Raw genomic sequence first — 21,261 nt, 5'->3', positions numbered from 1 at the left:
TTTCAAAAAAATAATATCTGATTCTCTTATCAAGAGAGGTGGAGGGAAGTGCCCTATGAAGCCCGGCAACCATCAACAAGTGTTGAAATGGTGCCAATTCACGCAAAGCAGACTGCTTTGAAAGATGAGAGAAAGGTTTAGTTTTTTTAAAAGCCTTTCTGCTCATTTGTGCAGAAAGGCTTTTTTATTCATCATTTTGGAATTCCTGAGAAGAACGAATAACAGCAAGAAAGCAGGTGGTGACTTTGATAAATCTTCGGAATGTTTCAAAAATTTATCAGTCTAACCATGGAGATGTTCATGCCGTTCAGGAGGTCACCCTTACGATCAAAAAAGGTGAAATCTTCGGAATTATCGGATATAGCGGAGCTGGTAAAAGTTCATTAATTCGGTTATTGAATGGACTTGAACAGCCCACTTCAGGTGAGATTGAGGTTGCTGGCAGGACAATTAGCCAAATTAAAGGCAAAATCCTGAGAAAAGCAAGGCAAGAAATCAGTATGATTTTTCAGCATTTCAATTTACTATGGTCAAGAACTGTCTGTGAAAATATTGCTTTTCCGCTAGAAATAGCCGGAATGAACAAAGAACAACGTTTAAAAAGGGTTGATGAACTGATTGAACTTGTCGGTCTTAAAGGAAAGGAAAATGCCTATCCATCCCAGCTAAGTGGAGGACAAAAGCAGCGTGTTGGAATTGCGAGGGCACTCGCAAACAATCCGAAAGTTCTGCTTTGTGATGAAGCGACATCAGCACTTGATCCGCAGACAACGGATTCCATTTTGAGTCTTCTATCTGATATTAATGAAAGACTTGGATTGACAATCGTTTTGATTACCCATGAAATGCATGTTATCAGGAAGATCTGTCATAAAGTTGCCGTCATGGAAAACGGTCATGTTGTCGAAGAAGGCGATGTACTGACCGTTTTCAGAAAACCGAAGATGGATATAACAAAGCGCTTTGTTCAGCAAGTGACTGAACCAGAAGAAACAAAAGAAACTTTAAAACAATTTTTAACAGAAATGAAATCAGGAATAACAATTAAACTCACATTTGTCGGTGATGCAGCTGAAACACCGCTCATTACGCAAATCATTCGAAAGTTTGCTGTTGAAATCAATATTCTACAAGGGAAGATTTCACAAACTCAAGAAGGGGCATATGGTTCATTATTCATCCATATCGATGGGACTGAAAATGAAGTCAGTCAAGTGATTGATTTCATCAATAGCAAACAAGTGGAAGTTGAGGTGATCTCAAATGTTTGAAAAATTGTTTCCTAATGTAGATTTGGAGCTACTGTGGGAAGCGACATATGAAACGATTTATATGACAAGTATTTCGCTTTTGTTTGCCTTTATCATCGGAATCATTCTTGGGTTATTATTGTATATGACATCAAAAGGTAATCTTTGGGAAAATCGATTTGTTAATTTTGTCATTGCAGCAGTCGTTAATGTTTTTCGGTCTATTCCATTTATTATATTAATTGTATTGCTGTTAGGGTTTACAAACTTTTTAATGAAAACCATCTTAGGACCAAATGCAGCCTTGCCAGCACTTATCATTGCATCAGCACCTTTCTATGCTCGTCTTGTGGAAATCGCGTTGCGGGAAGTTGATAAAGGTGTAATTGAAGCAGCAAAATCGATGGGTGCTAAAACATCAACGATTATTTTCAAGGTTCTCTTACCAGAATCAATGCCTGCGCTTATATCAGGCATTACTGTAACTGCCATTGCGCTTATCGGTTCAACTGCAATGGCCGGAGCTATCGGTTCTGGAGGGCTCGGAAATCTTGCTTATGTAGACGGTTTTCAGATGAATAACCCAGATATTATTTTAATGGCAACAATATTGATCTTAGCTATCGTGTTTATCATCCAATTTATTGGGGATTTTATAACAAATAAATTAGACAAACGTTAAGGAGGACATCAAAGTGAAAAAAAGTTTATGTATTGCTTTGTTTATCATTTTTGCAGGAATTCTCTCAGCTTGCGGCTCATCAAGTGAAAAGGAAAACAATAAGGTCATTACAGTTGGAGCGACACCAACACCGCATGCGGAAATTCTGGAAGAAGCAAAACCGTTATTGAAAGAGAAAGGCTATGATCTAGAAATTAAGAAATTCACTGATTATAAACTGATTAATAAAGCGCTTGTTTCAAAAGATCTTGATGCAAACTATTTTCAACATGTTCCGTACTTAGAACAGGAAATGAAAGAAAACAAAGAATATGACTTAGTCAATGTCGGTGCAGTACACCTTGAGCCATTCGGAATTTATTCGAAAAAATATAAATCTTTAAAAGAGCTTCCTAATGGTGCATCAATTATCATGAGCAACAATGCTGCCGAGCAGGGCCGGATGTTGGCAATGCTTGAAAAAGCAGGTCTCATCAAATTAAAATCTGGAATTAAAAAAGTGGACGCAACAATTAAAGATATGACCGAAAACAAGAAAAATTTAAAAATCAGAAATGATGTTGCGCCAGAAATGACAGCAAAAGCGTATGAAACGAATGAAGCTGATGCAGTATTTATCAATGTGAACTATGCAATTCAAAACAAACTTCATCCGAAAACAGATTCGATCGAGCTTGAATCTCCCAAAGATAATCCTTACGCGAACATTATCGCTGTCCGTAAAGGTGATGAAGATTCCGCAAAAATCAAAGCACTTCTAGAAGTATTGCGTTCAGATAAAATCAAACAATTCATTGATAAAAAATATCAAGGTTCTGTCATTTCTGTCTCAGAATAATCAACGGATCCCTCGGTTTCTAAAAACCGGGGGATTTTGCGTATTTTTTTCTAAATCAGTTCATAATAAAAAAAGCTTAATACAATTGGAGGGAAAAATCGTGTCTCAGCAAGAATCAGAAAGTATTATTGAATCAGCATTGCACGAATACAAATCAGGAATTGGTACTTTTTCGGAAAAAATGCCGGGTATTGCTTCTAAATACAACGAGTTTACACAGGAATGTTTTAAGGAGGGGGCGATTTCTGAGAAAGATAAACAGTTGATTGCACTTGGAATCAGCATTCATGCCCAAGATGAGTATTGTATGATCTATCATATTAAAGGTTGTCTTGACGGGGGAGCAAGTGATCAAGAAATTCTTGAGACCGCTGGTGTTGCTGCTGCTTTTGGTGGGGGAGCTGCAATGAGTCAGGCGGTAACACTTGTCTTGCAAGCCATAGAAGAATTTAAACAAACGAAACATTGAGGGAGAAATAAAAAGGAAATTCTCTTTTAAATCTTTATATTTCTTTCATATCGAAAAATAACCGCATATTTGAGGCTCTATCGGCTTTGAACATTCTGTATATAATTGGTATCATGTAAGAAAATCTCTGAAAGGATGATTCATTATTTGCTCAAGCCAAGATCAGCTTGACCTTGAATTTACTGCGGAAATGGAGAAGGCAATGCAAAGTGCTCACGGCATCGGTTATCAGGAATACAGCAGAAGGCATACAACACGCCTTGAAGTTGAGAAAAAACGAGAAATACAGTACAGGAAAAGTAAACAGATCATTTCAAATATGAAAATGATCGGCTAATCGAAGGGGACGGTGAAAATTCCGTCCTTTTTGTCTGAAAACAGTTGACCATGCAAAATAAGAGAGATAACATTTTAATATGAATATATGATCATTTAAATGAAAAAATAATTTAGGAAAGAATTGAAAAGGCTAATAGAAAGTTCGCCGTTTTTAAAAAGGAGGAATCATGATGGGGCATTCTCATAAAAGCCACAGCCATCATCATACACATCATGCAAACCGACAGGCGTTACTTGTTAGTTTTATTTTAATTTTCTTTTTTATGGTGATAGAAGTGTTAGGTGGGATCATGACAAACAGTCTTGCTTTGTTGTCCGATGCTGGGCACATGCTTAGCGATACTGCAGCTCTTGGATTAAGCTTGTTTGCTATCAAATTTGGAGAAAGACCAGCAACCGCTAGTAAAACATATGGGTATAGACGATTTGAAATACTGGCCGCATTTTTAAATGGAATCACTCTATTGGCGATCTCACTATATATTTTTTGGGAAGCGTATCAACGGTTTTTTAACCCCCCTGAAGTGGCAAGTGTTGGGATGATCGTCATTGCTTTTATTGGTCTACTTGTCAATTTAGCTGCTGCATGGGTATTAATGAAAGGGGACACAAGCGAAAACCTTAATATGAGAAGCGCTTTTTTGCATGTTATCGGTGATATTTTAGGTTCTGTCGGTGCTATTGTTGCAGGGCTGCTGATTATTTTTTTGAATTTAAATATCGCTGATGCGATTGCAAGTGTGATTGTAGCGGTTTTAGTGCTTGTCAGCGGTTGGCGTGTGATAAAAGACTCTGTTCATATTTTAATGGAAGGAAAGCCGAAACATATTGATATCGAGGCTCTCAAGAAAGGGTTGCTATCTTTTCCTGAAGTTAAGGAGATCCACGATCTTCATATATGGCTAATCACATCAGATTTTCCTTCTTTAAGCTGCCATGTAGTGGTGGATGAGCCCTGTGATAGGGATAGAATGATAAACCAAATATCGGAATATCTAGAAAAAGAATTTAAATTAGAGCATGTCACACTCCAAATTGAAGGTGAGCAGCATTCCCATCATAAACGATGCAATTGAGAACAGTCTACCTTTATGATAAACAAAAATTCCCTTGTTCCATAACAGATCAGAAAGTTTATGTTCGAAATCTCTTTAATAGAAAGGTGTTTTTTGTTACACTTGTACATCAGAAAGATAAAACGCATTGGTTGTATTCAATTTTCATTTGTTATAAAATTAGAATGAGAATAAACTGATAATAATGATTATATATATTGGAGGTATATTTCATGGCTGCTTCGACATTAACAATCAAAGATCTTCATGTTGAGATTGAGGGGAAAGAGATTTTAAAAGGTGTAAATCTAGAGATAAAAGGTGGACAATTCCACGCTGTCATGGGACCGAACGGTACAGGTAAATCGACTTTGTCTGCAGCGATTATGGGACATCCAAAATATGAAGTAACAAAAGGAAGCATCATGCTTGATGGCCAAGATGTACTTGAGATGGAAGTAGATGAGCGCGCACAAGCTGGTTTATTTTTGGCCATGCAGTATCCAAGTGAAATTAGCGGTGTCACAAACGCCGATTTTCTTCGGTCAGCGATTAATGCAAGAAGAGAAGAAGGTGACGAAATTTCATTGATGAAATTTATCCGCAAGATGGATCAGAACATGGAATTCCTTGAGATGGATCCTGATATGGCACAACGCTATTTAAATGAAGGGTTCTCCGGCGGTGAGAAGAAACGCAATGAAATTCTTCAGCTCATGATGATTGAACCTAAAATTGCCATTCTTGATGAAATTGATTCAGGTCTAGATATTGATGCCCTTAAAGTCGTTTCAAAAGGAATTAACAAAATGCGCAGCGAAGATTTTGGCTGCTTAATTATTACACACTATCAGCGCCTGTTAAACTACATAACACCTGATCATGTCCATGTGATGATGCAGGGTCGTATTGTAAAATCAGGTGGACCTGAACTTGCACAGCGTTTAGAGGCAGAAGGTTACGATTGGATTAAGCAAGAGTTAGGAATTGAAGACGAAACTGTCGGTCAAGAAGCGTAAGCGTTAGGGGGATATGACATTGCAAACAAAACTATCAATAGATCGGGAATATGTCAAAAGTTTCTCTGAGAAACATCAGGAACCGGCTTGGCTACAAGACCTGCGTTTAAAAGCGCTTGATCGAGCGCAAGAATTGCCACTGCCTAAACCTGATAAAACAAAAATAACAAATTGGAATTTTACGCAATTTGCTAAGCATACTGTAGAAAATAAAGCGCTTGAGTCTTTGGATGATCTTTCTGATGAAGTCAAATCATTGATTGATCTTGAGAACGAAGATAAGACCCTTTATATTCAAAGAGATCAAACACCTGCTTATATATCTCTCTCAAAAGAGCTTCAGAGTAAAGGTGTTATCTTTACCGATATTCATACGGCTCTTCGTGAACATGGCGATCTTGTCAGGAAATACTTCATGAAAGATGGCGTGAAAGTTGATGAACATAAGCTAACAGCGCTACATGCAGCGCTATTAAACGGAGGGGCATTCCTTTACATTCCGAAAAATGTTGAACTCACAAACCCTATTCAAGCTGTTTATGTTCATGAAAGCATTGATACGGCACTATTTAACCATGTCTTAATCGTTGCAGATGATAACAGTGCGGTCACATATGTGGAAAACTATATTAGTACAGTCAATCCTAAAAAAGCTGTGTTTAACATCGTTGCCGAAGTGATCACAGGTGCAAATGCTCGTGTTCAATATGGAGCAGTTGATAATTTATCTGCTGGGGTTACGGCATATGTCAACCGCCGAGGTCTCGCTCTTGGCCGAGACAGTAAAATTGAGTGGGCACTAGGATTGATGAATGATGGTGACACCATTTCAGAAAATACGACAAATTTACATGGTGATGGCACATTTGGCGACACAAAAACAGTCGTTGTCGGCAGAGGCGAACAAACTGAAAACTTTACAACACAAATCATACATCATGGAAAGCATTCAGAAGGCTACATTTTAAAACATGGTGTGATGAAAGATTCCGCTTCTTCGATTTTTAACGGGATTGGAAAAATTGAACATGGTGCATCAAAATCAAATGCAGAACAGGAATCACGCGTTTTAATGCTAAGTGAAAAAGCCCGCGGTGATGCGAATCCTATCCTTTTAATTGATGAAGATGATGTGACAGCTGGTCATGCTGCATCTGTTGGTCGTGTTGATCCGGTTCAACTGTACTATTTAATGAGCCGCGGCATTCCAAAAGAAGAAGCAGAGCGTCTTGTGATTCATGGCTTCCTTGCACCGGTTGTGAATGAACTTCCGATTGAAGGCGTGAAAAAACAATTGGTCTCTGTGATTGAAAGGAAAGTAAAATAATGAATATCAATGAGGTTCGCAGTCAGTTTCCGATCCTTCACCAACAAGTCAATGGGCATGATCTCGTTTATTTGGACAGTGCTGCTACATCACAAAAACCACGTGTAGTTATTGATACGTTAGATGATTATTACAAATCATATAATTCCAATGTCCATCGTGGAGTTCATACACTGGGAACAAAAGCAACGGATCGATATGAAGAAGCACGCGAAAAAGTCAAAAAGTTTATCAATGCAAAATCGTTGCAAGAAATCATTTTTACGAGGGGTACGACAACAGCTCTTAATACGGTTGCACTCAGCTATGCCCGTGCGAATTTGAAACCAGGCGATGAAATTGTGATTACACCGATGGAGCATCATGCGAATTTGATTCCTTGGCAGCAAGCTGCTAAAGCAACCGGTGCAACATTAAAATATATTCCTCTTCAAAAAGATGGTAGCCTTTCTTTAGATGACGTGAGACAAACGGTGTCTGTTCATACGAAAATTGTATCAATTTCCCATGTCTCAAATGTTCTTGGGACGATCAATCCAATTAAAGAAATCAGCAAAATTGCCCATGACCGTGGTGCAGTAATGGTCGTTGATGGTGCTCAAAGCACACCTCATATGAAAATAGATGTTCAAGATTTAGATTGTGATTTTTTCACTTTTTCAGCTCATAAAATGTGTGGTCCGACTGGAATTGGGGTATTGTATGGAAAGAAAGTCTTGCTTGAAAACATGGAGCCTGCAGAATTCGGTGGGGAAATGATTGACTTTGTCGATCTTTATGAATCGACTTGGAAGGAGCTGCCTTGGAAGTTTGAAGCGGGCACACCAATCATTGCTGGTGCGATCGGACTAGGTGCAGCGATTGACTTCCTTGAAGACATCGGGCTTGATGACATTTCAGAACATGAACATCGACTCACTTCATATGCGTTAGAACAGTTTAAAGAGCTTGATGACGCAGTTGTTTATGGACCGAAAGAGCGGGCAGGTCTGGTGACATTCAATCTAAAAGATGTTCACCCACATGATGTAGCAACAGTGTTGGATGCTGAAGGGGTGGCTGTTAGAGCTGGACACCATTGTGCACAGCCTTTAATGAAATGGTTGAATGTTTCCGCGACAGCCAGAGCAAGCTTTTATCTGTATAATACAGAGGAAGATGTTGATAAACTGATTGCAGCTCTCCACAAGACAAAGGAGTATTTCACAAATGTCTTTTAATGTGAACTTAGATACATTATATCGGCAGGTGATTATGGATCATTACAAAAACCCGCGCAATAAAGGGATATTAAATGATGGGATTGTTGTTGATATGAACAACCCAACATGCGGTGACAGAATCAGACTGACGATGACCATAGCGGATAATAAAGTAAAAGATGCAAAGTTTGAAGGGGAAGGATGCTCGATTTCGATGGCATCTGCTTCAATGATGACACAGGTGATCAAAGGAAAAGATTTAGAGACTGCCCTTCAAATGTCACAAATCTTTTCAAATATGATGCAGGGCAAAGATTACGATGATTCACTTGATTTAGGCGATATCGAAGCCTTGCAAGGCGTTTCCAAGTTTCCGGCCCGTATCAAATGTGCAACCCTTTCATGGAAAGCCCTTGAAAAAGGTGTTCAAAAAGAAGAAAGCGATAATTAATAGATTGGAGTGAAAATGGATGGCCAAGAAAATGCCGGATATCGGTGAATATAAATACGGTTTTGCCGACAAAGACGTTTCCATTTTCCGTTCAGAGCGGGGACTGACAAAAGAGATCGTTGAAGAGATTTCACGCATGAAAGAAGAGCCACAATGGATGCTTGATTTTCGTCTTAAATCTCTTGAGCATTTTTACAATATGCCAATGCCGCAATGGGGCGGAGATTTAAAGTCATTAAATTTTGATGAAATCACTTATTATGTAAAGCCTTCTGAGCGTTCAGAAAAGTCTTGGGATGAAGTTCCTGAAGAAATTAAACAGACATTTGATAAGCTCGGAATTCCTGAAGCTGAGCAAAAGTATTTAGCAGGTGTTTCCGCCCAATACGAGTCAGAAGTGGTCTACCACAATATGAAAGAAGACCTTGAATCTCAAGGAATCGTCTTTAAAGACACTGACAGTGCCCTCAAAGAAAACGAAGATATTTTCCGTGAGCATTTTGCAAAAGTGATTCCACCAACGGACAACAAATTTGCAGCACTTAACTCAGCGGTATGGTCTGGTGGATCGTTCATTTATGTCCCAAAAGGTATAAAAGTAGAAACACCATTACAAGCGTATTTCCGCATCAACTCTGAAAATATGGGACAGTTTGAGCGGACATTAATTATCGTTGATGAAGGTGCACATGTTCACTATGTAGAAGGCTGTACAGCACCTGTTTACACAACAAACTCCCTTCATAGCGCAGTTGTTGAAATCATCGTTAAGAATGGCGGTTATTGTCGCTATACAACAATTCAAAACTGGGCAAACAATGTCTTTAACCTTGTAACAAAACGGGCTGTTTGTGAAGCAAACGCAACAATGGAATGGATCGATGGTAACATTGGCTCCAAGCTGACAATGAAATACCCTGCTGTTATTTTAAAAGGCGAAGGCGCACGCGGCATGACGCTCAGCATTGCATTGGCAGGTAAAGGACAACATCAAGATGCAGGCGCAAAAATGATTCACCTTGCACCAAATACGTCATCAACAATTGTCTCAAAATCAATTTCTAAACAAGGCGGTAAAGTCACATACCGCGGAATCGTCCATTTTGGCCGCAAAGCCGAAGGTGCTCGTTCAAACATCGAATGTGACACACTGATCATGGATAACAAATCCACATCAGATACAATCCCTTACAATGAAATTTTGAATGACAACATTTCATTGGAACATGAAGCCAAAGTATCAAAAGTATCTGAAGAGCAACTCTTCTACCTCATGAGCCGCGGCATTTCTGAAGAAGAAGCAACCGAAATGATCGTGATGGGCTTCATCGAACCGTTCACAAAAGAACTGCCGATGGAATATGCGGTTGAAATGAATCGTCTTATCAAGTTCGAAATGGAAGGTTCAATCGGGTAAAAAAGAAATAACCTTTTTATATCAAGGGTTTTGAGAGATTTTTGTAAAGTGTCAGATTATCGGCATGCCGATTTGATTTTATCTTTTAGTGTAGGAGGCGAACTTTTGAAGTTCGTCTTCTTTATTTTCTTGATTACATCAAGATAAATTTCCGCTGTCGTGTTGATGCTAGATTGATCGGAACCAAGGGGAGCTTTGTTTTTGCACAAGCGACTTTTTGAGATAATGTTTGTGCTTTTTTAGAGCAGCCGTTTTACATCATCATATAATAGTTATAAAAATTTATTTGTGGTTCCTGCAGCATGAAAAAGATAAGAAAGTCTTTATTCACCGATAAGTCCTATGCAAAAGACTTATCAGCTTTCTTGTTTATTTATCATGTCTAAACTTTTATTTAACCAATTAATATAATTCTCTTCGCGAGAAATGGCTTTTGTTAGAACAAAGTAGTGACCTAATGCTTCAGCATCTAATTGTAGAGGATTCTTCTCACCTCCAAAATGAAAAGAAAACTGTTCTTTTAGAAAGGACAATTTTTCTGTTCTGAGTTTTAATTGGTTTTTGAATAGCACTGGAATTTCTTCAGTAGGGATATCTTTTAAAAAATATAACCGTAATGCGAAAATATCCTTTTCGGTTTCCACGTTCTTATCAAGTTCCAGCAACCAATTCCGAAGTTCTTCTTTTCCTTTCGTTGTAAGGCTGTACATTTTTTTCTCAAGTTTGACTCCAGCCATTTTTATGTATTGAGAAATCGAATTTTCTTCTAATAATTTTTTTAACTCAACATAGATTTGGCTATGCTTTGCACTCCAGAACTGTCCAATCGCTTTCTTAAATTCAGACGTAATATCATATCCACTCATATCTTCTTTACTTAATAACCCTAAAATTGCGTATTTTAATATTCTTCGGCTCACCAAATAACCTCCATTTTATAATATCTTGACATCATTATAGCATAAGTATATAGTAATACATGTAATTTTAAACGTGTAAATAGTTACATGTTTAAAGTTGAATATTTTTGAAGGAGTGACCTTTTTATGAAAGAACTTAACGAATTCTTAGGGAGCCATCTTATTTATACGTATGAAAATGGCTGGGAATATGAGATTTATGTAAAAAATGAGGATACTATAGATTATCGTATTCATAGTGGGATGGTCGGAGGTCGCTGGGTTCGCGACCAAAAAACTGATATTGTAAAAATTGCTGATGGAGTCTATAAAGTTTCATGGACTGAACCTACTGGTACCGATGTTTCCCTAAATTTCATGCCAAATGACAATAGAATGCATGGAGTCATCTTCTTTCCCAAATGGGTACATGAACATCCAGACATTACAGTTTGTTACCAAAATGACTTTATTCATGTAATGGAAGAATCCCGTTTAAAATATGACACTTATCCTAAGTATGTTGTCCCTGAGTTTGCTAATATCACTTTTTTCAAAAATGAAGGAGTCAATAATGAAAAAGTCATATCTCAAGCTCCTTATGAGGGCATGACTCATGATATTCGTTCAGGAAAATTGGCTTTTTAATTGGATTTGTATCTAAGTAAACTAAAAGGTAATCCATATCATGACTGCCTTTTGGTTTATTTAGGAGTCAAAATGTAGTTGTCAAAATTAGGTGGGTAAATCAGCGTTTTGTTGATTTGTGTTTCCTGAAGCTTTGGAGGATTGTGAGCAATGCTTTAAAAGCTTAAAAAGAAGATTTAATTTAAAAAGGAAAGGCTCATCTTTATAATGAAATAGCAATAAACATTATAAAGAAGAGAGGTTTTGTTATTGGATATAGAAAAATATAATTTAGTTCATCCAAATCATTGTAAAAAGCCTAATTATCAAATAGATGATAAAGAAATATATGTTGATATTTATGTTAGCCCTAATAAAGAAGTGTGTATCATAGGCAGTTTAGACAACAATTATATTTGTTGGGCCTCGATTACAATTCTTGGTGATTTTGAACTGATTGTTACTTTTATTGGTTACATATTGAAGTTATGGTTTCCATTATATATTGTGCATTAGAATGGCGTTACGTGGAAGTAATGAAATGGCATAAATTTAGTATTTTTAAAAAAATATGAGCTTCATTTCTACTCACAAGCCAGTCATATCTATTTAAGAGATAACGAGATTTATCTTGCTAAATCTATGTCAGAGGAAATAAACCGTTTTTATGATACAGAGTTATAGAAATACAAATATCGTTTGATGGATAACAATTATTTTAAGATATTAGAAGGTTATAAAAAGCTATTAACACAAAAGGGTCATTATGAATACTATTTCGAAATGAAACCTCTTATTTCCATATTGAAAAGTGAAAGTTACCTGAAACTATTGCCGAATGAAGAAGTAAGAAGTTTATATTTGGACTGTATGAAGGAATGTTCCAACCTTTATAACAGCCATATGTCATCAGTAAGGTAGGAATTTTTGTGATAATTTTAATTAAAACTAACGACAATTTAGGAGCGCAAAAATTGAATGGATAGGCATTTAAAAGGAGTTTCAAGGTTCCTGATGTTGCGGATACTCCTATCATGTTTAAATCAAACAAATCAAGTGTGACACACTGATCATGGATCACAAATCCACATGAGACACTATCCCTTACAATGATATCTACATTCATTGGAACATGAAGCAAAATTATCAAAAGTATCTGGAGAGCAACTCTTCTACTTCATGAGCTGCGGTATTTCTGAAGAAGAAGCAACCGAAATGATCGTCATGGGCTTCATCGAACCGTTCACACTGCCGATAGAATATTCGGTTGAAATGAATCATCTTATCATGGAAGTATTATTGGTTATCCTTTAATACGAAGGGTGTGAACAGATTAATATGTAATTGTATCCACAACACACCCACAAAAAGTTCATATACCTGTGTACCGCAGATAATGTTTCATAAATTGTTAAATAATTTTGAAGTCCTTTATTATAAACTATGTCCCCTACCACTAAATATCAAAGAATTCACTCTTGATTGAATCCATAATCAGCAGAAAGCCGTGACGTAAATAGTCACCTTCTTTCTCATGGTGAAATCACCTCTTTATGTAGTTTCAGCATACAAAATGAACAAATGATGCAATAATTTTTGAATCAATTAGTGTTGCTTAGCTAATGATCTGAAACAGTAAATTTACGTTAACTTAACCACTTTTAAAGTTAAAAATGATGAAGAATGTCATAATATTTACATGTCTAAAGATATGTATAATGATGTTGTGTGGATACCAATTAGACCATATTTACAAACGATATTCATAATGTTATTGTAATAAAAAGTAATTCTTTTCACAGAGCCAGAAAATTAAAGATAGTAAAGGAGAAAATACTTGAATGGCAGAAATCATCTCGTTTATTTATGATGCATGTTCAGGGAATTTAAATATAGAAATTAAAAGTGATCTTGCCGGAGATAATATTGAACTACTATGGCAAAGAAGACAAGATAGCAGTAGTTTAAGCTTATACCAAGGAAAACGTTTTACGGGTTTTTCTAAAGGAGAAAATATAGAATTCCGTTTCAATATTGATGAAATCATTCGTCCAGATATGTTAGAACAAAAAGAGATCGTCTGGGATTGTTTTTTAACTAATGGAGAAACAAGAGTAGGGGTTTCATTTCCAAGCCCTTCGCAAGAAAAATTTAATGACTATTATTTAAAGACAAATAACCTATTTAAAGTCGTTCCTTATGTGACAAAATATTCCAAAACATTGGCGCTGTATGTAAGGCCTGTAAGTGTAAAAGGGTTAATTGAAAATTTTAATATCAGTGAAGATAAAGTTAGCGGAAAAGTAGTCATGAATTCAGATGAGGTCGATCTTTCCAATATTGATTTCAGTTTTTGTTTTCGAAAGAGGGAATGTAAAGAAATCTTCAATTATACTGAAATGATTGAGCAAGAGCTCACTAGAAATCAAGAAGGCACAATGGGTTTTAGTGTTAAAGTCAATTTGTTCTCTTATCAACCAGAATTGTGGGATGTCTTTATAAAAATAAAAAATATGTATGGCAGCCTTTTTGTGAGACCAATGATAATGGATGACCAAATTGATTTAGCGCATATTCCAATGGATCACGATAACTATTATATTGAACCCATCATAAATGAAAAAAAAGAATTGACTTTTTGTATGAAGCAAAAAGATTTACATGCGTTAGTTACATCAGTATCAGAAAAGGACACCATTTTAAATATTCAAGGCACTTTGCCATATTATCCATTCTCAAATTATAGCTTGGTAAGTAAACTCAGAAGAGAAGCTGGGACAACATTTGAATACTATACTGTCATGGAAAAGGAAATCATCAATCATCATGATCAATTCAATATTGATGTTGCTTTTCATGAATTATTGAAGGATCCAAGGGATAAAGATATTTGGGATTTATTTGTGAGATGTGAAAATAAAAAAACCGGATTTTATTTTGATATGCCTCTCAAAGCACAAAATAAAAATAAATTCATTTCTCAGGACGGTAAAGCTGCATTATTTGTTAATGGATTTGGTCATTACTCCATTTGGGTTAATATTGATCGGAACTATAGCAACAATGTCACTAAAATTGCTGTTTTAGGTACTTGCTACAGTAGGAATGCTTTTAACACAAGGGAATATTTTAATCCAACTTATAAAAAATTATATGCTTGCACTTTTACTCAATTTCATTCAAATATTATCAGTATTGTATCAGACCAAGTGGATTTTAATATTGAAGACTTTTCCGAAAAAAATTTAAACCCATCAGATATTGGCCACATCAGAGGAGATTTTGAAAAAACTTTTTTTGAAAACTTAAAAAAAGAAAAACCTGACTATTTAATTTTAGACTTTTATGTTGATGCTTGCCGAGAGGTCATTCAGATGGAAGAAAATTCTTTTATCACACTGAATTATCTCCTTCATAGTACAAGATTTTTCAAAAATTTAATAGGGAAGAATGTTATTTCCCCAACTGACTTTGACAATTATTTTGAACGTTGGAAAGAGAGTTTGCGAAAATTTATCGAACAATTATTAAAGATTATTCCTGAAGAAAAAATCATTTTAAACAGAGGAAGGCTAACAACAAAATATAAAGATGCAAATCATAAATTGTTTGAGTTTCCAGAAAAAGATTTGATTAAAAGAAATAATTATGTTTGGGATAGACTTGAAAATTATTTCTTGCACCTTTTGCCTAATGTCAAAATGATTGATATGAGAAAGACTAAATATGTTGGTTCTTCTCAACATCCTTTCGGAAAAAGCTATGTTCATTATGAATCTGATTATTATAAAGAATTCCTTTTCAGATTAAATCAAATCGTTTTAGAAGATCATTGTATGTAGGGCATGTCCATCCTTTTCAAAAATGTTTGATGTACCGCAGATGACATAGAGAAATGTCTCTGCGGTTTTTCTAAAAAAATAACCGCAAGCCAGCCATGAACACAACACCGCTAATCACTGTGATTGACAAACTTTTTGTTTTCATAGCAATGAAAACAGTAGGTACTAAAACTGCTATGACAGACCAATCAAGTTTTAACGTATGATCGGTTTGGATGATGAAATTCTCTACTATCAGTGCTGTAAGAATACAAATGGGTACATATGATAACCATTTTAAAATCGGTTCGGGTAGTGTTATATTACGTACAACTAAAAAAGGGATGATCCTTGGAACAATTGTTACGAAAGCACAACTGATGATGATAAATAAAATGGTTAAATCTATACTCATTTATCTGTCACCACCCCAATAGTTGCTACGATTACCGTTGCAAGGATAACGGCTAGATGTGTCGAAATAAATAAAGATAAAACCAACATGGCTATCACCATATACAATACTAATCTTAAATAATGCTTCAATTTTGAAGGTACAACGGAGTCTAGTTGTAAAACTAATAAAGCTACAAACATTGCAATTAAAGCATAATCTAACCCATACTGTTCAGGATGAGAGATCCAATTGCCGCATAGTGCACCTGTAACACAAGAGATGACCCAGCAAATATAAGCAGTTAAATTTAAACCATACATCCAACGTTCATGAATTTGTCCATTTTTGACTATTTTGTTAGATGCAACCCCAAATGACTCATCCGTGACGAATATTCCTATACCTAAACCCTTAAGTAGAGAGCATTTTGTGAAATAAGGTGCAAGTGATGCGCTTAATAAGAAGTGTCTTAAATTTACTATAAAAGTAGTCAAGATCATAGCTGAAATTGGACTATCTGCTATTAACATAGAACAGATGATGAATTGAGCTGCACCAGCATATACTAAGGCTGATAATAGTCCAATTTCTACAACACTTAAATTTGAAGAAACACCCACCACTCCAAATGCAAAACCTATACTTGTATAACCTAACAATGTTGGTACACAATCTTTTATTCCTTGTACAAAAGATGAAGCCACCTCTTCTTTTCTAACGAATGAAGTTTCTGTATTCATTCCGCTCCCCCTCATCACAATGTTTATCATATTATACAAATTTTCATTATAATAAACAATGGTGTGTTAAAATAAAAATAATCAAATAAAGGAGAGCAGTTTATGGAATATATTCAATCGGTTATTGCGAAGAATTTGTTTAATCTCAGAAAAAGTAGACATCTGACCCTTGATCAAGTGTCAGAACGAACAGGGGTTAGTAAAGCCATGCTTGCGCAAATTGAAAAAGGGAAATCCAATCCCACCGTTACTACCCTTTGGAAAATTGCGAACGGTCTTCAAGTATCATTTACACATTTTTTGAAAGAGGAAAGTCCTGAAGTAAAAAAAATAAATATAAATGAACTAAATCCAATTTCAGATCATGAGGGCGACTATCTTGTCTATCCTTTTTTTCCGTATCATCCTGAAACAAAGTTTGAAATTTACATCGTTGAACTTAAACCAGGGTGTACACATGATGCAAAATCACACCTAGGGGAAGAGTATATACTCATAAAAGAGGGAATGTTAACAGTTCATCTTCAAGGAGAAAATTATGTATTAGAATCTGGGGATGCCCTACAATTTAGCGGTACAACAACACATGGGTATATAAATACCACTGAAGAATTAGTGAGTTTTTTTCTAGTGATGTATTATCCAGAACCAGAAATGTAAGATTGTAAATAAATGGTCAGGTGACTTTTATTTTAAGGAGGTGGAAATTTGGAAAATTCGTTCGTGATGGTGACAGATGCACCTGTTTCTTTGAACTTTCTGATTTACATCCAAAATCTATTTCTTAATCAAAATCGGCAGGAGTTAAGGTTTCCGTATTTATCAACAAGAATCGCGTTTAAAGAAGACTTTGAATTAAAGTATAAAGAACTGTGGAATGAAGTTTCAGAAAGAATATCTGAAGATCATCAAAACGATGCAAGAGCATTTCATAAAGAAAAGGATTTATTTTATCAGCGGCTGTTTGTGACTGATGATAGCGCTTTTAATCAGATGTATAAAACCTTCGGAGTCTGGTGGAACAGCTTTGCGGGGCGTTTTTCAATCGAAAGGTCTATTGGGGATGTGAGTGAAGAATTATACATAGAATTAACAAACTCGTTAGTTCAAAGAAGAATAGTCCCAAAAAAGGAGTTAAATATTAGTTTCATTTATGATGAATGTTCATTGGCAAATACCCAAGTCTCTTCATACTTTGCTGTGCTTTCGATTCGAGACTTTTTTGTTCAATCTAAAGAGTTGATGCTTAAATTACTGGCAAGTATTGATTAGCAAATAGAAAAGGAAAAATGCCAACTCCATGCTGTCATAAAGTTTCAATTGCTTTCGATTATTTTATATGTTACATTGTCAACATCACTTATTAAAGGAGTTTAATAAGTTTTTTGTTGGGGACTTATTAAATATCTTTAATAAGTCTATTTAAAGGTGGTGAGCTATCAATGAGGAAAGTCATTCTTCGTGATATTCGTAAATCTCTTTTAGAACTTGAAAGTGCGACAAAAGTTGAACTTAGTGAGAAGTTGGGCATTAGTTTCCCGACAATCAGTAAGTTCCTATCGCAGATGGAAAAAAGCGGTGAGCTTTTTTCGGCGGGTCTTGATGATTCAAGTGGTGGAAGAAGGGCGAAAAGATATACATACAATCCAGAGTATATGTTGGGATTGGCTATTTTTTTAGAAAGAACAGAGACCCATTATATTGTGTTTAACTGTTTGGGAGAAGTCAAGGATACTGGGAAAACATCAAGTGTATTAGTAGAAGATGATTTAAGATCATTAACCCAATATGTTGAAGATATCTTAGGGAAATATTCGAAAATCAGTTCAATAGCTATTGGTGTACCTGGTTCTGTTGATAATGGACGGATTTTTTATATACCAGGTTATGAGCATCTTCAAAACTTTGATTTAAAGGGATACTTGGAAGACCGTTTTTCTATACCTGTTGTCGTAGAAAACGATATGAATGCGGCAGTACTTGGATATCACGATCGGAAGGGGATGAAGAACAAATCTTTGATCTATTTATATTCAGGTCAAAATGGTCCAGGTGCTGGAATTATGGTAAATGGTGTTGTTGTGCGAGGAAGCACTAATTTTTCAGGTGAGATTTCATTTGTTCCACAGGATGGTGACCGAAATTTTCGGCGGGCTTTGGAAAACGAAAGCGGGGAGGTTGATGCTATTAGCAGGTTAGTCGCTTCATTTGTAGCGATCCTTAACCCTCATACAATGATTTTTTGTGATGATGAAGTGAACCAATTGACCATTGACCGAATTGTAAAGCAAAGTTCAAAGTATATTCCAACAGAACATCTTCCAGAATTTAAAATAAGTGAATGGAAACAAGACTATCTATTTGGATTACAAAGCCTTGGTTTTGATCTGATGGTGACCGAAATAAGCAGTTAAGGGAAAGAATCGATTTGACAGTAAAGCTCATAGCTGTAGATATGGATGGAACTTTTCTTAATGAAGAAATACAATATGATGTTGAAAGATTTTTCAAGCAATATTTAAAAATGAAAGAGCGGGGAATTCGATTTGTTGTTGCAAGTGGAAATCAATATGAACAACTGAAATCGTTCTTTGGTGAGATACAGGAAGAAATAAGTTATGTTTCTGAAAATGGTGCTCTTGTTGTAAATCAAGGACAGGAAGTATTCTCTGTTGATATTCCTAAAAAAAATATAAAACTTATTCTAGAAGAGCTGGTAACACATCATAATCTTTCAATTGTGTTATGTGGAAAAGAAAGCACTTATGTTCTGGAGCGTGTATCTGCTGATTTTGTTGAAACAGTGAATAAGTATTATCAACGACTAAACAGGATATCAAGTTTTGAACTGGTTGAAGATTTAAAGTTTTCATTATCTTGTCCAGATGAGGAAACAATTCAATTAAGAAATTTACTTTATAGTAAAATTGGAGAAATCATAACACCTGTGTCTAGTGGGCATGGGAGTATAGATTTAATCGTTCCTGGTTTTCATAAAGCTTATGGTATTCAATTGTTACAACAAAAATGGAATGTGAAGGACGATGAAACGATGGCTTTTGGTGATAGTGGTAATGATATTGACATGCTAAAACATGTAAAGCATGGATTTGCAATGGAGAATGGGAGTGAAGAAGTAAAAAATGTCGCAAAATATATAGCACCATCTCATCATGATAGTGGTGTTTTAGAAATACTTGATAAGTATTTTGCAAACCATGATCCATTCAACATGTAAGGAGGGGCATGTGTAAGATGAAGATAGAGCATGTGGCAATGTGGGTTAACGATATCGAAGCCATGAAGACGTTTTATGTAACATATTTTAATGGAAAAGCAAATGCAAAGTATCATAATAAAGATAAACAATTCGAATCTTATTTTCTGACATTTGCTGATGGCGCACGTTTAGAAATAATGTGTAAGTCGGGGATAGATAAGCCTGATCAGAATGATAGGATTGGTTGGGCTCATATTGCAATTTCTCTGGGGAGCAGGGAGGCTGTAGATCATAAAACCGCTCTTTTGCAAAATGATGGTTACCGCCTTGTTAATGGTCCTCGTGTCACTGGAGATGGTTATTATGAAAGTGTGATAGAGGATCCGGAAGGCAATCTTTTAGAATTGACTGTGTAATAAAATAAATGTGAGTAGTGGAGTGTATATCATGAAAACCGAAAAACAAAAAATGTTGAGTGGTGAACGGTATCATCCAGCCGATCCAGAATTGCGTAGTGATAGAAAGAAAGCTAGAAGACTAACCAGGTTATTTAATGAATCACTCGAAATTGATGACAACATTAGAACCGAATTATTAAAAGATTTACTTGGTTCCACTGGCGAAAATGTTTACATAGAGCAGACGTTTCGCTGTGACTATGGCTACAACATCCATGTTGGTGAAAATTTCTTTGCGAATTTTGATTGTATTTTTTTAGATGTATGTGAGATTAGAATAGGTGATAACTGTTTTATTGCACCAGGAGTACACATTTATACAGCGACTCATCCGCTACATGCAAACGAAAGAATATCAGGTCTAGAATATGGAGCACCAGTAACTATAGGTGATAACGTCTGGATCGGTGGAGGAGCCATCATTAATCCTGGCGTTACCATAGGTGAAGATGTTGTGATTGCTTCGGGTGCGGTCGTAACAAAAGATGTGCCAGATCATGTGTTGGTCGGTGGAAATCCTGCTAAAATTATAAAGCAAATCGACTGCATGTGATTAGATGGTGAAGGGGTGTCAGTGAAAGAAGACTTTCTGGCAGCCTTTTTAAAAAAATCGTCCCTTTTCAAAACAAACGGCAAGCTTGTACAACCTGCTGTAAAAGTAAGAAGTAGAAAATTACTTGCAACCAGAAAACTTGAAGAGATTAAAGAAAAGAAGTACAGAAAAGAAGAGAATTTGCTTTAGGAGTAGAGGGAATTCAAAGGTTCGTCAATGGTGAATCTATCGAAAGAGTTCATGAATGTGTTCTTGGAACGCTTTCAATGGAGTCGAACCCTGTGGATCCAAGATTATAAGGTACAATAATAGGGTTGGACGAAACATCTCCTTCTTTATGCCGATTTTGAAAAGAACCCACAGTACAGACTATGGGTTCTTTTGTTGTATCAATGACTCTTCGATTTCACACTAGTTTTTTTAATTCAGATGTGCAGGCGAACGTTCAAGGTATAAAATCATACAATTTTTTATATCGTGTGTTAATTGTTTTGAGA

Annotated in this window: 25 protein-coding genes, 1 pseudogene and 1 riboswitch; of the genes and pseudogenes, 23 read left to right on the top strand and 3 right to left on the bottom strand. The window is 36.0% G+C overall.

Features of this window, described 5'->3' with window-relative positions:
- The first annotated feature begins 23 nt into the window (after positions 1 to 23).
- Positions 24 to 131, top strand: a riboswitch (SAM riboswitch).
- A gap of 114 nt (positions 132 to 245) precedes the next feature.
- The 11 genes from PDT38_RS08250 to sufB all read left to right on the top strand — a co-directional run bounded on the left by PDT38_RS08250 (position 246) and on the right by sufB (position 10,049).
- Entirely contained in the window at positions 246 to 1,271 is a 1,026-nt protein-coding gene (locus PDT38_RS08250) for a methionine ABC transporter ATP-binding protein (RefSeq protein ID WP_270800449.1), read from the top strand.
- Positions 1,264 to 1,932: a methionine ABC transporter permease gene (locus PDT38_RS08245; RefSeq protein ID WP_270800447.1), complete on the top strand. Its 669-nt coding sequence runs from the start codon at positions 1,264 to 1,266 to the stop codon at positions 1,930 to 1,932. Before PDT38_RS08250 ends, PDT38_RS08245 begins: the two co-directional genes overlap by 8 nt.
- Positions 1,933 to 1,945: 13 nt before the next feature.
- The gene (gene metQ, locus PDT38_RS08240; protein ID WP_270800445.1) at positions 1,946 to 2,770 is read left to right on the top strand and encodes a methionine ABC transporter substrate-binding lipoprotein MetQ; all 825 of its coding nucleotides are present in this window, start codon (positions 1,946 to 1,948) and stop codon (positions 2,768 to 2,770) included.
- A 100-nt stretch (positions 2,771 to 2,870) separates the two neighbouring features.
- The gene (locus PDT38_RS08235; RefSeq protein ID WP_270800444.1) at positions 2,871 to 3,239 is read left to right on the top strand and encodes a carboxymuconolactone decarboxylase family protein; all 369 of its coding nucleotides are present in this window, start codon (positions 2,871 to 2,873) and stop codon (positions 3,237 to 3,239) included.
- A gap of 190 nt (positions 3,240 to 3,429) precedes the next feature.
- Complete coding sequence (locus tag PDT38_RS08230; RefSeq protein WP_394356245.1) at positions 3,430 to 3,576, top strand: hypothetical protein; 147 nt, start codon at positions 3,430 to 3,432, stop codon at positions 3,574 to 3,576.
- Positions 3,577 to 3,748: 172 nt separating this feature from the next.
- On the top strand, positions 3,749 to 4,654 hold the full coding sequence (locus PDT38_RS08225; protein ID WP_270800443.1) for a cation diffusion facilitator family transporter: 906 nt from the start codon (positions 3,749 to 3,751) through the stop codon (positions 4,652 to 4,654).
- 212 nt (positions 4,655 to 4,866) lie between these two features.
- Positions 4,867 to 5,652, top strand: a complete 786-nt coding sequence (gene sufC / locus PDT38_RS08220; RefSeq protein ID WP_270800441.1) for a Fe-S cluster assembly ATPase SufC — start codon at positions 4,867 to 4,869, stop codon at positions 5,650 to 5,652.
- 13 nt (positions 5,653 to 5,665) lie between these two features.
- Entirely contained in the window at positions 5,666 to 6,979 is a 1,314-nt protein-coding gene (sufD, locus tag PDT38_RS08215; RefSeq protein ID WP_270800439.1) for a Fe-S cluster assembly protein SufD, read from the top strand.
- Entirely contained in the window at positions 6,979 to 8,199 is a 1,221-nt protein-coding gene (locus PDT38_RS08210) for a cysteine desulfurase (protein WP_270800438.1), read from the top strand. The genes sufD and PDT38_RS08210 overlap by 1 nt, the downstream gene beginning before the upstream one ends.
- Positions 8,189 to 8,632, top strand: coding sequence for a Fe-S cluster assembly sulfur transfer protein SufU (gene sufU / locus PDT38_RS08205; RefSeq protein ID WP_270800436.1), 444 nt, complete (start codon positions 8,189 to 8,191; stop codon positions 8,630 to 8,632). Before PDT38_RS08210 ends, sufU begins: the two co-directional genes overlap by 11 nt.
- Before the next feature lie 19 nt (positions 8,633 to 8,651).
- Positions 8,652 to 10,049 (top strand): Fe-S cluster assembly protein SufB, encoded by a 1,398-nt coding sequence (gene sufB / locus PDT38_RS08200; RefSeq protein WP_270800435.1) that lies wholly within the window; start codon positions 8,652 to 8,654, stop codon positions 10,047 to 10,049.
- Between the two features lie 356 nt (positions 10,050 to 10,405).
- Here the strand turns inward: sufB and PDT38_RS08195 are convergent, their stop codons facing one another.
- A complete protein-coding gene (locus PDT38_RS08195; RefSeq protein ID WP_270801693.1) occupies positions 10,406 to 10,915 on the bottom strand; it encodes a PadR family transcriptional regulator in 510 nt (169 codons plus the stop codon).
- A gap of 180 nt (positions 10,916 to 11,095) precedes the next feature.
- On the opposite strand from PDT38_RS08195, the gene PDT38_RS08190 reads away from it, so the two are divergent.
- The 4 genes and pseudogenes from PDT38_RS08190 to PDT38_RS08175 all read left to right on the top strand — a co-directional run bounded on the left by PDT38_RS08190 (position 11,096) and on the right by PDT38_RS08175 (position 15,417).
- On the top strand, positions 11,096 to 11,596 hold the full coding sequence (locus PDT38_RS08190; protein ID WP_270800434.1) for a phenolic acid decarboxylase: 501 nt from the start codon (positions 11,096 to 11,098) through the stop codon (positions 11,594 to 11,596).
- A gap of 249 nt (positions 11,597 to 11,845) precedes the next feature.
- Positions 11,846 to 12,091, top strand: coding sequence for a hypothetical protein (locus tag PDT38_RS08185; RefSeq protein ID WP_270800433.1), 246 nt, complete (start codon positions 11,846 to 11,848; stop codon positions 12,089 to 12,091).
- Positions 12,092 to 12,626: 535 nt separating this feature from the next.
- Positions 12,627 to 12,889: pseudogene (locus PDT38_RS08180) on the top strand (SufD family Fe-S cluster assembly protein); the annotation flags it as partial.
- A 527-nt stretch (positions 12,890 to 13,416) separates the two neighbouring features.
- On the top strand, positions 13,417 to 15,417 hold the full coding sequence (locus PDT38_RS08175) for a DUF6270 domain-containing protein (RefSeq protein WP_270800432.1): 2,001 nt from the start codon (positions 13,417 to 13,419) through the stop codon (positions 15,415 to 15,417).
- A 70-nt stretch (positions 15,418 to 15,487) separates the two neighbouring features.
- On the opposite strand, the gene PDT38_RS08170 is transcribed toward PDT38_RS08175, so the two are convergent.
- Positions 15,488 to 15,811: an AzlD domain-containing protein gene (locus PDT38_RS08170; protein ID WP_270800429.1), complete on the bottom strand. Its 324-nt coding sequence runs from the start codon at positions 15,809 to 15,811 to the stop codon at positions 15,488 to 15,490.
- Positions 15,808 to 16,533: an AzlC family ABC transporter permease gene (locus PDT38_RS08165; protein ID WP_270800427.1), complete on the bottom strand. Its 726-nt coding sequence runs from the start codon at positions 16,531 to 16,533 to the stop codon at positions 15,808 to 15,810. The genes PDT38_RS08170 and PDT38_RS08165 overlap by 4 nt, the downstream gene beginning before the upstream one ends.
- A 102-nt stretch (positions 16,534 to 16,635) precedes the next feature.
- Between PDT38_RS08165 and PDT38_RS08160 the strand changes: the two genes are divergently transcribed.
- The 8 genes from PDT38_RS08160 (at position 16,636) to PDT38_RS08125 (ending at position 21,063) form a co-directional block, all read left to right on the top strand.
- A complete protein-coding gene (locus tag PDT38_RS08160) occupies positions 16,636 to 17,193 on the top strand; it encodes a helix-turn-helix domain-containing protein (RefSeq protein ID WP_270800424.1) in 558 nt (185 codons plus the stop codon).
- A gap of 48 nt (positions 17,194 to 17,241) precedes the next feature.
- Positions 17,242 to 17,805 carry a hypothetical protein gene (locus tag PDT38_RS08155; RefSeq protein WP_270800422.1) on the top strand — a complete coding sequence of 188 codons (564 nt, stop codon included), beginning with the start codon at positions 17,242 to 17,244 and terminating at the stop codon, positions 17,803 to 17,805.
- A 170-nt stretch (positions 17,806 to 17,975) separates the two neighbouring features.
- Entirely contained in the window at positions 17,976 to 18,947 is a 972-nt protein-coding gene (locus PDT38_RS08150) for an ROK family transcriptional regulator (RefSeq protein WP_270800420.1), read from the top strand.
- 14 nt (positions 18,948 to 18,961) lie between these two features.
- Complete coding sequence (locus PDT38_RS08145; RefSeq protein WP_270800419.1) at positions 18,962 to 19,771, top strand: Cof-type HAD-IIB family hydrolase; 810 nt, start codon at positions 18,962 to 18,964, stop codon at positions 19,769 to 19,771.
- A gap of 17 nt (positions 19,772 to 19,788) precedes the next feature.
- Positions 19,789 to 20,169, top strand: coding sequence for a VOC family protein (locus PDT38_RS08140; protein ID WP_270800418.1), 381 nt, complete (start codon positions 19,789 to 19,791; stop codon positions 20,167 to 20,169).
- A 31-nt stretch (positions 20,170 to 20,200) separates the two neighbouring features.
- Positions 20,201 to 20,764: a maltose acetyltransferase domain-containing protein gene (locus PDT38_RS08135; protein WP_270800416.1), complete on the top strand. Its 564-nt coding sequence runs from the start codon at positions 20,201 to 20,203 to the stop codon at positions 20,762 to 20,764.
- 21 nt (positions 20,765 to 20,785) lie between these two features.
- Positions 20,786 to 20,953 (top strand): hypothetical protein, encoded by a 168-nt coding sequence (locus PDT38_RS08130; protein WP_270800414.1) that lies wholly within the window; start codon positions 20,786 to 20,788, stop codon positions 20,951 to 20,953.
- A gap of 11 nt (positions 20,954 to 20,964) precedes the next feature.
- Positions 20,965 to 21,063 (top strand): hypothetical protein, encoded by a 99-nt coding sequence (locus PDT38_RS08125; RefSeq protein WP_317134951.1) that lies wholly within the window; start codon positions 20,965 to 20,967, stop codon positions 21,061 to 21,063.
- The last annotated feature ends 198 nt before the right edge of the window (positions 21,064 to 21,261 follow it).

The organism is Bacillus changyiensis (assembly GCF_027706145.1).
Taxonomy (GTDB): Bacteria; Bacillota; Bacilli; order Bacillales; family Bacillaceae; genus Bacillus; species Bacillus changyiensis.
This window is presented reverse-complemented; position numbering and strand designations above follow the sequence as displayed.

Excerpts from the sequence above, each read along its gene's own strand:
- PDT38_RS08245 (WP_270800447.1), top strand. The coding sequence starts at position 1,264 with ATGTTTGAAAAATTGTTTCCTAATGTAGATTTGGAGCTACTGTGGGAA.
- PDT38_RS08230 (WP_394356245.1), top strand. The coding sequence starts at position 3,430 with ATGGAGAAGGCAATGCAAAGTGCTCACGGCATCGGTTATCAGGAATAC.
- PDT38_RS08225 (WP_270800443.1), top strand. The coding sequence starts at position 3,749 with ATGGGGCATTCTCATAAAAGCCACAGCCATCATCATACACATCATGCA.
- sufC (WP_270800441.1), top strand. The coding sequence starts at position 4,867 with ATGGCTGCTTCGACATTAACAATCAAAGATCTTCATGTTGAGATTGAG.
- sufD (WP_270800439.1), top strand. The coding sequence starts at position 5,666 with ATGACATTGCAAACAAAACTATCAATAGATCGGGAATATGTCAAAAGT.
- PDT38_RS08210 (WP_270800438.1), top strand. The coding sequence starts at position 6,979 with ATGAATATCAATGAGGTTCGCAGTCAGTTTCCGATCCTTCACCAACAA.
- sufU (WP_270800436.1), top strand. The coding sequence starts at position 8,189 with ATGTCTTTTAATGTGAACTTAGATACATTATATCGGCAGGTGATTATG.
- sufB (WP_270800435.1), top strand. The coding sequence starts at position 8,652 with ATGGCCAAGAAAATGCCGGATATCGGTGAATATAAATACGGTTTTGCC.
- PDT38_RS08195 (WP_270801693.1), bottom strand. The coding sequence starts at position 10,915 with ATGAGTGGATATGATATTACGTCTGAATTTAAGAAAGCGATTGGACAG.
- PDT38_RS08190 (WP_270800434.1), top strand. The coding sequence starts at position 11,096 with ATGAAAGAACTTAACGAATTCTTAGGGAGCCATCTTATTTATACGTAT.
- PDT38_RS08175 (WP_270800432.1), top strand. The coding sequence starts at position 13,417 with ATGGCAGAAATCATCTCGTTTATTTATGATGCATGTTCAGGGAATTTA.
- PDT38_RS08170 (WP_270800429.1), bottom strand. The coding sequence starts at position 15,811 with ATGAGTATAGATTTAACCATTTTATTTATCATCATCAGTTGTGCTTTC.
- PDT38_RS08165 (WP_270800427.1), bottom strand. The coding sequence starts at position 16,533 with ATGAATACAGAAACTTCATTCGTTAGAAAAGAAGAGGTGGCTTCATCT.
- PDT38_RS08160 (WP_270800424.1), top strand. The coding sequence starts at position 16,636 with ATGGAATATATTCAATCGGTTATTGCGAAGAATTTGTTTAATCTCAGA.
- PDT38_RS08150 (WP_270800420.1), top strand. The coding sequence starts at position 17,976 with ATGAGGAAAGTCATTCTTCGTGATATTCGTAAATCTCTTTTAGAACTT.
- PDT38_RS08140 (WP_270800418.1), top strand. The coding sequence starts at position 19,789 with ATGAAGATAGAGCATGTGGCAATGTGGGTTAACGATATCGAAGCCATG.
- PDT38_RS08135 (WP_270800416.1), top strand. The coding sequence starts at position 20,201 with ATGAAAACCGAAAAACAAAAAATGTTGAGTGGTGAACGGTATCATCCA.